This window comes from Planktothrix rubescens CCAP 1459/22, from assembly GCA_904830895.1.
In the GTDB taxonomy this organism is placed as follows: Bacteria; Cyanobacteriota; Cyanobacteriia; order Cyanobacteriales; family Microcoleaceae; genus Planktothrix; species Planktothrix agardhii.
In genome coordinates, this window is record LR882958.1 from 5269088 (window position 1) to 5283227 (window position 14140).

A 14140-nucleotide genomic window follows, 5' to 3' on the forward strand; every position below is an offset into this window, starting at 1 on the left:
GAACCTAGAAACGAGATAAACGGGATAAAAATTAACCTTTAAACTTTTAATTTTATGATTTTCCTAGAATTAACCTTAGAAAACTTTGGCCCCTATCGAGGGAAACAAGTAATTGATTTACGCCCTAAAATTAAGGATAATGTGATTAGTCCCATTGTCTTATTTGGAGGTATGAATGGAGGCGGAAAAACTACCTTAATGGATGCAATGCGGCTCGCACTTTATGGACAACGCGCCCAATGTTCTACCCGGGGAACTTTAAGTTATCCCGACTTTCTGAAACAAGCGGTTAATAAACAGACCCTAGCCCATGAAGAAACCAGTGTAGAATTATTATTTGAACATATTGTTAAAAATATGCAAGTAGAGTTTCGGGTTAAACGTCGCTGGACAAAAAACCCGAAAAATGGTAAGGATATTTTAGGCATATTAATTGATGATTGGCCGGACTCCGCTTGGGTAGAAACCTGGGATGAACGCATCGAAGATTTTTTCCCGATAGGAATTTCTAACTTGTTTTTATTTGATGGGGAACAGGTCAAAGAATTAGCCGATTTAGACAGTCCTCCTAATGTTGTGGTACAAGCAATTCAATCTTTATTGGGATTAGAATTATCAGAACGTTTAGCAGTAGATTTAGATATTTTAGCTAACCGCAAACGCCGACAGTTAGCCGACTCAAAAGATTTAGCATATTTAGAAGAAATTGAGACTAAATTAAATCAGTATAAATCCGAAAAAGATGCGGCGGAAATGGCGGTAGAAGAATTAAAAATCAAGGCTGGAATTGCTAAAAAAAAGTTAAATCAAGCTAAGGAAAAATTTAAACTAGAAGGCGGCAAAATAGCCGGAGAACGGAGTCAGTTAGAAAAAAAGTTAGAGGATGAAAAAGAAAAAGCCAAACAACAACGGGAACGTCTTTGTGAATTAGCAGCAGAAGGTTTACCTTTAAGTTTAATTCAACCTTTGTTAATTCAAGCGCAAAACCAGGGAAAACAAGAGTTAAATTGGGAAAAAGCCAAGGTAGCCCAGGATTTCATCAAAGATCGAGATCAACGATTATTTCAATATTTAGAAGAACTTAATATTGCCAAAAAACAGTTAGAAAGTGTTAAAATATATCTGGAAACCGATTATCAAAATTTAACCGAAAATCATCCTAATCAAGAAAAGATATTTTTAGAAATTGATGATAAAATATTCAGTCAATTAGGAACATTTTTAGACCATCAACTTCCCAGTCAAATCCAACAATCTCAGGACGTTTTAGAGGCTTTAATAGTAATTGAAGATAACCTATCTAGTCTGGATAGACAATTGGCTATTGCCGCCCCTCCAGAGGTCTATGAACAACTGTTAGAAATGGTATCCAAAGCCCAAACAGAATACACTAAAATTGAAACTGCTATTGAAGACGCAGAACAGCGATCTAAAAAGTGTTATACTGAATATGAAAAGGTTAAAAAAGAGCTAGAAAAATATAGTCAAAATACCATTGATCGAAAAAATGCCAATCATATTATTGAGACTATTAGTAAAGTTCAAGACTCCTTAAAAATATTTAAAGAAAAATTAACCCTGAAAAAACTAAATAAATTAGAAGTAGAAGTTACCGAATGTTTTCGCTATTTATTACACAAATCAGACTTAGTACATCGAGTGGTAATTGCTACCGAAGACTTTAGTTTATCCCTGTACGATCCCCAAGGACAACCCGTGGAGAAACATCGCCTATCTGCGGGAGAAAAACAACTATTAGCGATCGCTTTTTTATGGGGGTTAGCAAGGGTTTCAGGACTAAACTTACCCATCGCTATTGATACTCCCCTAGGTCGTTTAGACTCCTCCCACCGTCAAAACCTAATTGAACGGTATTTTCCCGCAGCTAGTCATCAAGTTATTTTACTCTCAACCGATACGGAAATTGCGGAAAAGGAAATTAATAGTTTACGAGAACAAGATGCGATCGCCCGTGAATACCTACTCAAATATGATCCCAAACAACGCCAAACCAGGATAGAACTAGGTTATTTCTTTTAACAACAACTTCCATATTTCTTTGTGTCTTCGTGTCTTCGTGGTTAAATTAAACCTCAAAAAAAAATTAATCTGGAAAAAAATTTCGTTTTTTGGCTAGGGGGGGTTGACAAAACCCGCCGTCTGGGAGACAATATCGTAGGGGGGAACACGCCCATACTCTTGACTAATTAGTCAACAAATCCTCACAGGACTTGATTTACCGCAGCAGCCCCTTCGTGTCTTTGTGCCTTTGTGGTTAAACCAGGAACATTTCTTTACCAAAATTTAATAAAAGTAGGTTATTTATGAAGATTTTGTAAAAAAGTCTTAACACTGGGAGCAATTCCTAAGTATTTAGGTATAAAATGTTTAATGTATCAATCTGAAATCCACTGATAACGGATCACTGATCACTGGTCACTGAACAAATGGAACCCCCCGTAGAGCGAATTCGCCTATCCCAAGCAGCGAAGGAGCAACTAACCAAACTCAAACGAATTACCAAAATAGACAACTGGAATGTTCTGTGCCGTTGGGCGTTGTGCCGTTCCCTAGCCGAGTCAACCATTCCCTCCCCGGTTCCCATCCCCGCCGATAGCAACGTGGAAATGACTTGGCAAGTCTTTGGGGGAGAAGTGGGTGATTTATTCACCCTTGCCCTGAAGCAACGTTGCCATAACGACCATTTAGGAACCGATCCAGAAACCCTCGCCACCCAGTTTCGCCTACACCTGCACCGAGGAATTAGTTACCTAGCAGGTGATCCCAATCTCAAACAGATTGAAGATTTCATCGCCCTCACCCCCGCCCAAAACCCAGTTACCGCGTAAATGGTAGAGGAAAGCACTGTCACGCTCTCCCCCTAGAAAATCTAGGGGAACTCACCGCGCCGAACAAAATTGTTAAACCAGAAACTAGAGGATAATCTCCGTGATCACACTGAATGAAGAATCTGGAACGGTTAATACTATGACTATAGATTCTAAGCGCAGATATCATAATGTGATGGAAGACTTAGTTGCCCAGGAAGTCAAGATTCAATTAGCTACCCTAGCTCCTCGACTCTGCCAATACATTAAACGGTTTGAAGTCGAAACCTACGCCCTAAACCGTTTACCGCCCCTTTATGCTTCTTCCAAAGAAGGTTGGATGCAGCAACTCAAAAGGGGAAGGGATGAATTTTATGCCCCGATTAAAACCGCCGTCCGACAGGCGATCGCAGCCGTTCAAAGGGACTTACTGCGGCACTCAACCCCATTATCCCCAGAAGAATCAACCCCTGTGAAGGAGGAGAGTCCAAAACCAGAGGCTGCACAGCAAATGTTACCCCGTCATGCTGCTGAGTCCTCTGTGCCTCCTCCCCCTGGGCTGGATCAGAAAGTTGTCAACCGTCACCGGGCTTTTGCCGATAATTACTCCCGCAAGGAAGCCTCAATTCGGGATGGATGGAACGGTTAACGGTTGGGAGGACGTCGCCGCCGTAAGAAGTCAGGAATATCGGGTTGTTGACCAGGATTAGCCGGGGTTGGGGGTTGGTTGGGGTTAGCTGGAGCCGGAATAACTGGAATATTACCCTGGGGTACGCCAGTATTCCGGGCCACGGGGATACCACTTTTGTTTTCTCCTGAGAACCCGGTGGCAATCACAGTAATTTTCACCTCTCCCTGCATCCGTTCATCAATTACCGCCCCAAAAATAATATTGGCATTGGGATCAACCACTTCATAGATAGTTTCGGCCGCCGCGTTCACTTCATGTAAGGTTAAATCCGTGCCTCCGGTAATATTAAATACAACACCCTTGGCTCCATCAATAGAAGATTCTAATAAAGGAGAAGCGATCGCAGCCACGGCGGCTTCTCTAGCCCGGGATTTTCCCGAAGCAATCCCAATCCCTAATAAGGCAGACCCGGCATCAGCCATCACCGCCCGCACATCGGCAAAATCGACGTTTACTAACCCCGGAATCGTAATAATATCCGAAATCCCCTGTACCCCTTGACGGAGAACATCATCGGCATAACGAAAGGCTTCCTGTACGGGGGTTTGTTCAGCAATCACCTCTAATAACTTATTATTCGGAATCACAATTAAGGTATCAACCCGGGATTGTAATGCCAGGATTCCATCATCGGCTTGGGAAATTCGCCGTCTACCTTCAAAGTGGAAGGGACGAGTCACCACCCCAATAGTTAAAGCTCCGAGTTCCTTCGCCACCTCCGCCACAACAGGCGCTCCACCTGTCCCGGTTCCGCCTCCTAGTCCGGCGGTAATAAAAACTAAATCAGCCCCTTCCAAGGCTTTCTGAATTTCTTCCCGGGATTCTTCGGCGGCTTTTTGACCGATGGCAGGGTTTCCACCGGCTCCTAACCCCTTAGTTAATTTCTGACCCACTTGTAGACGTTTCTGGGCTTTGGATAGGGTTAAAGCCTGGGCATCGGTATTCATTGACCAAAACTCAATTCCGGCAACCTGGCTATCAATCATGCGGTTAACGGCATTACCGCCACTGCCACCCACACCAATCACCTTGATCTTTGCAGCATTGCTCGGAATAATATCGCCACTCCAAGAATCTTCACGGGGCATATCTTTAGAATCGTTATTAGGGTTAACTATTAGTTCTTTTCTACGGAATGGATTGGCTGAATCGTCTGTCAACCAGGGATTCGCTTTTCCTTCAGCATCAGAATTGCCAAGGGCAGACCCCAGATTATTCTTAACTGTCATTTTAATAGGGGGAGTAGATGAATAACGGTTCTATCACTTTAAACCAAATAAACACAAATACTATAGGGTAAGTTGGATTAGAAACCAAGTCATTGAGGAGAGTGATTCTTCCTACAGCGATCCGTCTGTTAGTTCGAGGTAGACTCGTCCTCGGATAATCTGCTTTTATCCGTACTTTCAGATTGCATTTGGAGTAAGGGTTGGTTGGGATTTTTCAGATCAAAATACATCATCTGAGTCCGATCTACCTGTTCGGGGATATTCCTCATTCGATCAATCACCCGCAACTGTTCCGGGAATTTGGAGGTATAGGCGCCCAAATGAACTGTACCAATTTCCGTCTCCAGAATCAGATTATTTGGATCTTCCCAATTAATTTGGGAGATTTTCACCGGACTGTGACTGATGGCTTGATAAACTGAAGGCCAGTAAGAATGATACTGGTTGAAGTTGCCAATCACCTTGAGGGTGGGGAGTTTCTGGGATTTTTCTAATTCCGTATAGTTTTCTAACGGCATCCAGTCCCCGGTAGCATCTAACCATCCGATGGCGTTATTGGCTTCAACAGGGGAAGGTGTGGCGGCGGGATGAGCGATCGCTACGGGCTGTCGTTCTCGAATATTCACCGTTAAACTGGGGGGAAATAACTCACGGGTGACATGGGCAGAGGCAATTTGACCCCGCGATTCCAGACCCGATGCTAACACCTGGGGTTGAATTTTCCACAGAGATTCAGGATAGGATAACGGCAGTAAAGAGCGAACCATTTGATCGGACAATAGCTGATTACCTTCGACTTTGACTTGTTCGGGTTGGCGAATCAACCAGATGGGTTGGTTAATCAGCCAAAACATACCCCCAGTCAAGCTACCCAGTGCTAGGGTTTGCCATAACAGTTGAACTAACTTTAGGCGACGTTGACGTCGTAAATGCTGGCGTTGACGTCGTAATTGATGGGTTGAAAGAGATTTAATCTGGGTCAGATTGCCCATGGGTAGCGTTGTTTCACCTCACCAATGGTAGCCCCCAACAATTTAGCATATTCTGTATTGGCTTATTTCTAATTGCTTTAGGGATTTTGCCCTACTCCCCGGGTTCCCATACCCCCCTGACCCCCGGCCCCCCATCCTGAAACATGACTCCGGTAGCTATACTAATATTTTGAGAGTCACCCGTTAAATTGATACAGAGGTTAAGAGTCTAATTGTGATCGAGCTTAACTTAAGCAGATTTTATAAAGCCTGTAACCCCAGTAAAACTATCGACATGGCAAACCCGGAAGATCGAAAGTATTATATCGATTTTTCTTCCGTCCGGGGTAGCGATATTATTCGAGAATTGAGTCGCACCATTACTTTACTGTCCCATGATGAACCCACCTGTCAATTATTTAGTGGTCATATAGGCTGTGGGAAATCGACTGAATTATTTCGTCTCAAAGATTTATTAGAACATCAAGGATATCATGTCGTTTACTTTGAATCCTCTCAAAATCTCGATATGGCGGATGTCGATATCAGTGATGTTTTATTAATGATTGCTCGTCAGGTAAGTGAAAGTTTAGAAGCGGATCAAATTCGTCTCAAACCCGGATATTTTTCTAACTTATTTACCGAAATTTCCGAGTTGATGCAAACCCCCATCCAACTCGCAGCCGAAGCCGAATTATCCGTAGGAATTGCTAGAATTACCGCCAAAACCAAGGATTCTCCCAAATTACGTTCCCAGTTACGACAATATTTAGAACCGCGTACCAGTAATATTTTAGATGCTATTAATGATGAAATATTAGGACGGGCTAATACTGCGTTACAAGCCAAAGGTAAAAAAGGCATTGTCGTGATTGTCGATAACTTAGATCGAATTGATAACTCTCCTAAACCCTGGGGAAGAACTCAACCGGAATATCTATTTGTCGATCGCGGTGAACAACTCAAACGCCTCAATTGTCATGTAGTTTTTACTATTCCCTTGACCCTGATGTTTTCTAATGATTATGATCGGCTATCAAGTCGATTTGGAGTCAAACCCAAAGTTTTACCGATGGTTCCAGTCTGCCTGCGTGATGGCACAAAAAACCCATCAGGAATGCTAAAATTACAACAAATGGTATTAGCCCGAGCCTTTCCTGATCTCCCTCCCGAAGATCGTTTTCAGTTGATATCCACTTTATTTGATAGTCCCGAAACCCTAGATCGTTTGTGTTTAATTAGTGGGGGTCATATTCGACGTTTATTAATGTTGATGTACAGTTGTTTACAACAAGAAGATCCACCATTTACCCGGGCTTGTTTGGATCAAGTGATTCAAGAATATCGAGATGATCTTTTAGGAGCAATTAGTCAGGAAGAATGGGAGTTATTGTTACGAGTAGTTAAAACACAAAAAGTCACCGGAGAAGATGAATGTCAAACCCTACTCCGCAGTATGTTTGTATTTGAATATCGGGATCAAGATGGTCGTTGGTTTGGAATTAATCCCGCTTTGACGGAGAGTAATCAATACAAACTATTGGTTAATTCCCTTAATGTTTGAAGTCTTCAAATTTGCTCTGAGATAAATGGATAAACTTGTTGACCCCAAAATAGTAGCCTCTGTAAATGAACGAAGTTTGAATCGCTTGTTACGCGCTGTATCCTTGTCCCAAGGTCAGTTTTCCTTAGTGTTAGTTCGCTGTAATTCCAGTCAACTCAGACAAAAAGTTCTACAAACTGTACAGGTTGATTCAGAAATCAAGATTGAGTCTTTAATTTTATCTCCTCATACCAAAACTCTCTATACAACCCTATTAGAAAAGGTTGAGAAAAATTCCCCCTCGGCACTAATGATTTTAGGGTTAGAAACCGTGGAAAATCTGGATATTATTCTGAGTTCAACTAATCAGGTTCGGGATGAATTTAGAAAACAATTTAATTTTCCGATTATTATATGGATTACCGATGATATCGTTACGGGTCTAATTCGTTTAGCCCCTGACTTTAAAAGTTGGGCCGCCGCCACAATTAAATTTGAATTAACCACAACTGAATTATTAGATTACTTAAAATTACAAGCCAATACCCTATTTACCCTAGCAGAATTAAAAATCAAAGCCTGGGAACCCAAAACACAACGACCGTTTAAATCGACCGTATCCCGTAGTTTTCCATCTGATTTTGGTATGGGTTGCAACCGACGGCGGGAATTAGAACTGCATTGGCAGGATTTACAAAATCGAGGTTATGAGTTAGACCCCGCTTTAGAAGCCAGTCGTCAGTTTATTTTCGGTCAAGATGGCGATGCCCATGACCACATCGAAATTGCCCGCCAACATTATCAACAGAGTTTAGCCCTCCTCCAACACGAGGCGGGTTTACGAGGCTATACCGCCCAAGGTGAACTCCCAGGTCAAGTCTCCAGTGTCGATGTGATGACTCCCCCCACTTCGGGCCCCCTTGTGTTTTGTTTAAGAGAACGTCAGGGAATTGTATTGTTTCATATTGCTTTAACCTATTGTATTCAAGCAACTCGAAATCCCAACTTAGTTCAGATTTTATTAACAGAAGCCAAACGCTATTTTGAGCAAAGTCAGCAAATTTTTCAACAAGCTGGACGCCCTGATTTAGTGGCAGGAGTGATTTCCCCTTTAGGTGAAGTATTGCAACGCTTACAATTATGGGAAATGTTGCAAGAATTAGCCCTGGGGGGCGTAAAAATGCACTTTGTTTATGGCACATCAAGTCAATTAGCTCAAGATTATGTGTTTATGGCGGAAGTGGCTCTAAAACGTTCGGAATGGCGTCAGGCTCTGATGTTAGCAAAATTAGCTTTAACTATTTTACCAGAGTCAAAACCAACGGTTAGTCAAGCACAGTGTTTATTATTATTAGCCCGATGTTATCAATATCAGGGAGAATGGCAACAAGCAAAGCAGAAATTAGAATTAGCTCTGACCCAAATACAACCCCAATATAATCCTCAGTTATATCTGGATATTTTGGAAGAATTACGCGATATTGACTATCAGCAAGGTCAGTATCGTCAAGCCTTTAGAATTAAGAAAAAACAACGGGAAATTGAGCATCAATATGGGTTGCGAGCCTTTATTGGAGCAGCCCAACTGCAACCTCCAAAACAAGCAATTAATCCCTCTAGTAACCAAGGCGAAAATATGGTTACAATTGCGGAAGAAATGATGGCATCCTGTCGCCAACATGATATTCAGAATTTGCTGCATCGCTTGAGTCGTGATGATCATAAATTAATTATTATTCATGGCCGTTCTGGGGTCGGTAAAAGTTCTTTAGTGAATGCGGGTTTAGTTCCAGCTTTAAAGAATACGGCAATTAGTGCGCGGGATTGTTTGCCCGTAGTGATTCAATCTTATATGGATTGGACTCGGGAATTAGAACAGAGTTTAGCGAGTGCATTATTAAATTGTGCTTCCTTTAAATATCCCGATGAGTCAATCAAAAAACTTTGGTATAAAGTGATTGCTCAATCCTCTATTCAAGATTGGAATAATCGCAATCCCAATCAAAGTTATGAAGAAATTCCGGTAGATTGTATTCTAAATTCGTCCTCTTTTGTGTTGAAACAACTCACCCAAAATGCCGAACAAAATTTACTCACAGTTTTAATTTTTGATCAGTTTGAGGAATTCTTTTTTATCTCCCATTGTCATCAAGAAAAGCGCAAAATATTTTATGATTTTCTAAAAATTTGCCTGGATTTACCCTTTGTAAAAATAGTTTTCTCTCTGAGGGAAGATTATTTGCATCATCTCTTAGAATGGGATCATTTATTGAACCTAGATGCCATTAATAATAATATTCTCGATAAAAAAATTCGCTATCATTTGCGCGATTTTACTTTAGCGGAAGCAAAAACGGTGATTGAGCGTTTAACCCAACGGTCTAAACTCCAATTAGAGCCGGGTTTAATTGATGCTTTAGTAACAGATTTAGCCGACGAACGGCAGGAAGTTCGTCCAATTGAATTGCAAGTTGTCGGGGCGCAACTTCAGGAAGAAGGAGAACATGGAATTACCACCTTAACGGCCTATAAACAATTAGGAATTAATCCCAAAACCGAATTAATTAAACATTCCATTGAACAGGTTATTAAAGATTGTGGGAATATCAATGAAGATGCAGCTTGGGAAGTTTTATTTACCCTAACGGATGAAAAATTTACTCGTCCGATTAAAACTAAAGCGGAATTAATTACGGCGGCGAGGAGAGTTGGGGGAGCAGGGGAGGTAAACTCTTTTTATTACCCAAAACCCAAAACCCAAAACCCATTACCCATTACCCAAAACCCATTACCCAAAGGAGGAGAGGAAGCGGAGGCTTTTATTGATATCATTTTAGAATCAGGGTTACTATTAAGAAGACGGGAAGAACCTGAAGATCGATATCAACTGTTACATGATTATTTAGTTTTGCCAATTCGACAGCGCTACGGACTACAGGAAAAACAGCGCCAGCATGATATTAAGCAACGTTTACAGAAAGCTCAATCTGAAAAATCCAAGGCAGAAGCAGCCTTAAAAAAAATGAGTCGAGAGCAACTTTTGCAGCGTAATCAACGGTTAAAACAGTTGTTAGGGTTGTCGATAATTGTTGCCCTGTTATTGGGTTTTACCACAAAACTAGCCACCTATCAACAACAACGGGCCGACGAACAAAAGCAAATCGCCGATTTAGCCACATTAACTGCTGCTTCCGATGCTTTATTCTTCTCCCAATATAAATTTGATGCTCTCCTCGAAAGTTTAAGGGCGGCTCGACAATTTCAACGCTTAAAAGCGACGACCCCAGATGGGTCGGAACTCAAAACCATGGAAACTAGAATTGCAGCCACCTTACAACAGGCAGTATATGGAACAACTGAACGCAACCGTTTAGAAGGACATCAGGATGTAGTTTGGGATGTTTCCTTTAGTCCCGACGGCAATTATATTGTTTCTGGAAGTGTGGATAAAACGGTGAAATTGTGGACACCCGATGGTCAACTCCTGCGAACCTTAGTCGGTCATCAGGGAAGTGTCACCAGTGTAAGTTTCAGTCCCGATAGTCAGATGATCGCATCGTCTTCTCAAGATGGGACGATTAAACTTTGGCCCGTTACAGCCTTGTCTACTATCAAAGGGCTGGTAACTCCTATTGCTCTCCAAGCCCATCGCCAGGGTGTTTCCGCAGTGACTTTTTCACCCGATGGCCGTTTGATCGCTTCGGTGTCCGATGATCGTCGATTAAAATTATGGAGTCGAGAGGGGACTTTATTGCGAACTGTCTATCGGGCTATGGCTCCTTTAACCTGGGTGGCTTTTAGCCCCGATGGTCAGATTTTAGCGATCGCGGTGGCCGATGGGACGGTAAAACTGCTAAAACTAGATGGAACAATACTCCACACCTTGGATCACACTGCTAATCCGAATAAAACGGTTTATAAGGTGAGTTTTTCTCCCAATGGTCAACTAATTGCTACGGTGGGACAAGATCAAACGGTGAAATTGTGGACTCCTCAATGTCAACTTTTAAAAACTTTAAAAGCGGATCGTTCTAATATATATGGGGTGAATTTTTCTCCTGATAGTAAACTGTTGGCAACTTCTACGGACAATAAAAATATCTATTTATGGACGGTGGATGGAACTCTATTAAAGCAGTGGCAAGGACATGGGGATAAGGTGACAAATATTCAATTTTCCCCCGACGGCAAGACTTTAGTATCCTCAAGTTATGACAAAACAGTAAAACTTTGGAGTTCAGATTTAATTCCTCTAAAAACCCTAACGGGGCATCAACATCGGGTCTTAGGGGTGAATTTTAGCCCCAATGGTGAGATGTTTGCCTCGGCGAGTCAGGACAAAACGGTGAAACTTTGGAGCCGTACAGGGGCATTATTGACGACCTTAGCGGGGTATAAAGACCGGGTGACGACGGTGAGTTTTAGTACCGATGGAGAATTTTTAGCGACGGCGGGCTATGACCGGACGGTGAAATTGTGGAAACTGAGTCCTGATTTAGAAAGCTCAGAAAAATCCCAGGGGAGTTTGTTTAAATTGCCTGATCATTTTAGCCTTTGGGGTGTAGCAAAATTAAAATCAGCTTTGCCCTTAACAAAAAACCGGGTTTCGGTGGAATCTATTCAACTGCTTCAAAGTTGGATTGGTCATGACGATAGTATTCTGAATATTACTTTTAGTCCTAATGCTGAACAAATTGCTACGGCGAGTAAGGATAAAACGGTGAAATTGTGGAGTCGCCAGGGTCAATTATTGCATACTTTAATCGGACATGATTCTTGGGTTAATAGTGTTACCTTTAGTCCGGGTGGGGAGATGATTGTAACTTCTAGTGATGATGGGACGATTAAACTTTGGGATGATCAAGGAAAGTTATTAAAGACGATTATGGCTGATCAGGGTTATGTTCTGGGTATCAGTTTTAGTCCCGATGGTAAATTTATTGCTTCTGCTGGCTATGATAATACGGTTAAACTTTGGGATAGTCGGGGAAACTATCTGAAGACGCTGTTAAAGGGATCTAGTGATAGTGTTACCAGTGTGGTGTTTAGTCCTGACAGTCAGTTAATTGCTTCGGCCAGTTACGATGGTACGGTGAAGTTATGGAGTCGTGATGACGGCACTTTGCTCAAAACCTTGGTGGGACATCGGGATAGTGTAATGGGGATTAGTTTTAGTCCCGATGGTCGGGTTTTGGTTTCTGCTAGTCGGGATCATACTTTAATTATGTGGAATCTGGATTTAGATAATTTGATTGATCGCGCTTGTGATTGGGTTTACGATTATTTACGAACTAATCCTAAAGTCCAAACGAGCGATCGCGATCTTTGTAATCAGTAAACAGTAATCAGTTATCAGCTATTTGACTTGACACAGAGCCAAAAATTAGTGTATTATCTTTAGATAATGTCAAAAAAATATAAAGAAAATGGCACGGTATTTGAAAAGTTGGGAATCTCCCCGCTCTCAAGGGAGAAATACGAAAGGAAAAGGCGGTTCTGCAAGGGCGCGACAACTGAAAAAACAACGGCAAACCCTGAGAAATAAACTGAATCAACAAAGCAACGGGAAGGATAAATCAGATTCCTTCCCGATTTCTTTAAGGGGGTTCTCCTTGAATATTGGGGCAGATTTTTGTATTTACTTGAACGGATAAAGGATGATCTTGCCAATGGTTGAGTAACTGTTGCAACTCCGTTTTTAAGATTTCCAAGGCTGTGATTTGGTGATTAATCTCCTCAACTTTAAGTGCCAAATGTTGTTTGACTTCCTCACAGGGAAGTTCGCCGCGATCGCTAACCTTTAAAATATCTCTAATTTCATTTAAACTCAAACCCAAAGATTGAGCACGTCTAACAAAACCCAAACGATTAATCACCGACGGCTCAAACAGTCGATATCCAGAGTCTGACCGTTCAACAGTAGGTGCTAACAAGCCAATTTCTTCATAATAACGAACGGTTTTCACCGACAAGCCACTTTGTTGAGCGACATCACCGATTTTTAATCTTTCATCTGCAATCACCGCATCCATTTTTTCGTAATCCTAACTATTAATCGACTTAGTAGGAAGATCGTTTTTTATCCGTCAGCTTGGGAAGGGGAGAACGGGCAGAACTTGGGGGAAGGGCATATTCTGGGGCAGTTTCAGCTTGTTGTAGTTTAGACTTTTGCCACATCCACCACCGCAAAACCAAGATTACCCCAACGCTGGAAAGGCCAAAACTTAATAAGGATACACTGGAACTAACTCCACCAATCACAGCATCTACGATTCCAACTGTGACCACAAAACTAACAATAGGTTCTCGACGATAGGCAGACCTGAGAACACGGGGCCATAAAGCATTCATCACAATTTTACTCTAAATTTTTAAGGGTTAACTTAAGTACAATCTCTCGGATTGGGAGCCGATAGCATTATCTTATAATCTTCTTCACTTGAAAGTTTATCTAATCCTAATTTAACCTAATTTATAGGGATTGACTGGATTTGGGTCATTGGTCATCCGTTGGATGGAGGGCAAACTTAGGATTGTGTTTAGCCTGGATTTGAGTTAATCACAAAAACGACTGCTGAACTCTTGAAATCCTAAATTACCCCTCACTCCTAAACGGAAGACTGATCACCAATAATCAATCAATTTGGTAAGATTAACTCAGCCCTAGCCAGGATAATAAACCTTGTCCGCTAAAATATTCAATTGCCAAGGTGATCAAAAAACCAATCATGGCGGCTCGACCATTTAATCGTTCAGTATATTGATTGAATCCAAATTTGGGTTCGTTGAGGTTGGGGGTTGTCGTAGGTTGTGGTTGGCTCATATTTGAATTCCTAGGATTTTTTCGGCTTTGATTTTGATTTTAACCCCTGATTGTT

At 41.7% G+C, this 14140-nt stretch carries 10 protein-coding genes; 5 read left to right on the forward strand and 5 right to left on the reverse strand.

Translation table 11 applies throughout. The features are described from left to right. Positions 1-54 precede the first annotated feature (54 nt). The 3 genes from dndD to NMG86_RS23900 all read left to right on the forward strand — a co-directional run bounded on the left by dndD (position 55) and on the right by NMG86_RS23900 (position 3477). A complete protein-coding gene (gene dndD / locus NMG86_RS23890) occupies positions 55-2040 on the forward strand; it encodes a DNA sulfur modification protein DndD (RefSeq protein WP_026796654.1) in 1986 nt (661 codons plus the stop codon). A 407-nt stretch (positions 2041-2447) separates the two neighbouring features. Continuing rightward, complete coding sequence (gene dndE / locus NMG86_RS23895; protein ID WP_026796655.1) at positions 2448-2849, forward strand: DNA sulfur modification protein DndE; 402 nt, start codon at positions 2448-2450, stop codon at positions 2847-2849. 139 nt (positions 2850-2988) lie between these two features. Continuing rightward, positions 2989-3477 carry a late competence development ComFB family protein gene (locus tag NMG86_RS23900; RefSeq protein WP_237747568.1) on the forward strand — a complete coding sequence of 163 codons (489 nt, stop codon included), beginning with the start codon at positions 2989-2991 and terminating at the stop codon, positions 3475-3477. Here NMG86_RS23900 and ftsZ read toward each other — a convergent pair. After that, the gene (ftsZ, locus tag NMG86_RS23905) at positions 3474-4748 is read right to left on the reverse strand and encodes a cell division protein FtsZ (protein ID WP_026788004.1); all 1275 of its coding nucleotides are present in this window, start codon (positions 4746-4748) and stop codon (positions 3474-3476) included. The genes NMG86_RS23900 and ftsZ overlap by 4 nt on opposite strands. 128 nt (positions 4749-4876) lie before the next feature. Further along, positions 4877-5740: a cell division protein FtsQ/DivIB gene (locus NMG86_RS23910; protein ID WP_026796656.1), complete on the reverse strand. Its 864-nt coding sequence runs from the start codon at positions 5738-5740 to the stop codon at positions 4877-4879. A 274-nt stretch (positions 5741-6014) separates the two neighbouring features. Between NMG86_RS23910 and NMG86_RS23915 the strand changes: the two genes are divergently transcribed. Further along, entirely contained in the window at positions 6015-7283 is a 1269-nt protein-coding gene (locus NMG86_RS23915) for a P-loop NTPase fold protein (RefSeq protein ID WP_036832907.1), read from the forward strand. Between the two features lie 25 nt (positions 7284-7308). Next, on the forward strand, positions 7309-12600 hold the full coding sequence (locus tag NMG86_RS23920; protein ID WP_026796657.1) for a WD40 domain-containing protein: 5292 nt from the start codon (positions 7309-7311) through the stop codon (positions 12598-12600). Between the two features lie 259 nt (positions 12601-12859). On the opposite strand, the gene NMG86_RS23925 is transcribed toward NMG86_RS23920, so the two are convergent. The 3 genes from NMG86_RS23925 to NMG86_RS23935 form a co-directional block, all read right to left on the reverse strand. After that, entirely contained in the window at positions 12860-13294 is a 435-nt protein-coding gene (locus NMG86_RS23925) for a heavy metal-responsive transcriptional regulator (RefSeq protein ID WP_026795260.1), read from the reverse strand. A 28-nt stretch (positions 13295-13322) separates the two neighbouring features. Then, the gene (locus NMG86_RS23930) at positions 13323-13613 is read right to left on the reverse strand and encodes a hypothetical protein (protein WP_026795261.1); all 291 of its coding nucleotides are present in this window, start codon (positions 13611-13613) and stop codon (positions 13323-13325) included. 301 nt (positions 13614-13914) lie between these two features. Beyond that, positions 13915-14085: a CAB/ELIP/HLIP family chlorophyll-binding protein gene (locus NMG86_RS23935; RefSeq protein WP_026788010.1), complete on the reverse strand. Its 171-nt coding sequence runs from the start codon at positions 14083-14085 to the stop codon at positions 13915-13917. Between the last annotated feature and the right edge of the window lie 55 nt (positions 14086-14140).

Excerpts from the sequence above, each read along its gene's own strand:
- dndD (WP_026796654.1), top strand. The coding sequence starts at position 55 with ATGATTTTCCTAGAATTAACCTTAGAAAACTTTGGCCCCTATCGAGGG.
- dndE (WP_026796655.1), top strand. The coding sequence starts at position 2,448 with ATGGAACCCCCCGTAGAGCGAATTCGCCTATCCCAAGCAGCGAAGGAG.
- NMG86_RS23900 (WP_237747568.1), top strand. The coding sequence starts at position 2,989 with ATGACTATAGATTCTAAGCGCAGATATCATAATGTGATGGAAGACTTA.
- ftsZ (WP_026788004.1), bottom strand. The coding sequence starts at position 4,748 with ATGACAGTTAAGAATAATCTGGGGTCTGCCCTTGGCAATTCTGATGCT.
- NMG86_RS23910 (WP_026796656.1), bottom strand. The coding sequence starts at position 5,740 with ATGGGCAATCTGACCCAGATTAAATCTCTTTCAACCCATCAATTACGA.
- NMG86_RS23915 (WP_036832907.1), top strand. The coding sequence starts at position 6,015 with ATGGCAAACCCGGAAGATCGAAAGTATTATATCGATTTTTCTTCCGTC.
- NMG86_RS23920 (WP_026796657.1), top strand. The coding sequence starts at position 7,309 with ATGGATAAACTTGTTGACCCCAAAATAGTAGCCTCTGTAAATGAACGA.
- NMG86_RS23925 (WP_026795260.1), bottom strand. The coding sequence starts at position 13,294 with ATGGATGCGGTGATTGCAGATGAAAGATTAAAAATCGGTGATGTCGCT.
- NMG86_RS23930 (WP_026795261.1), bottom strand. The coding sequence starts at position 13,613 with ATGAATGCTTTATGGCCCCGTGTTCTCAGGTCTGCCTATCGTCGAGAA.
- NMG86_RS23935 (WP_026788010.1), bottom strand. The coding sequence starts at position 14,085 with ATGAGCCAACCACAACCTACGACAACCCCCAACCTCAACGAACCCAAA.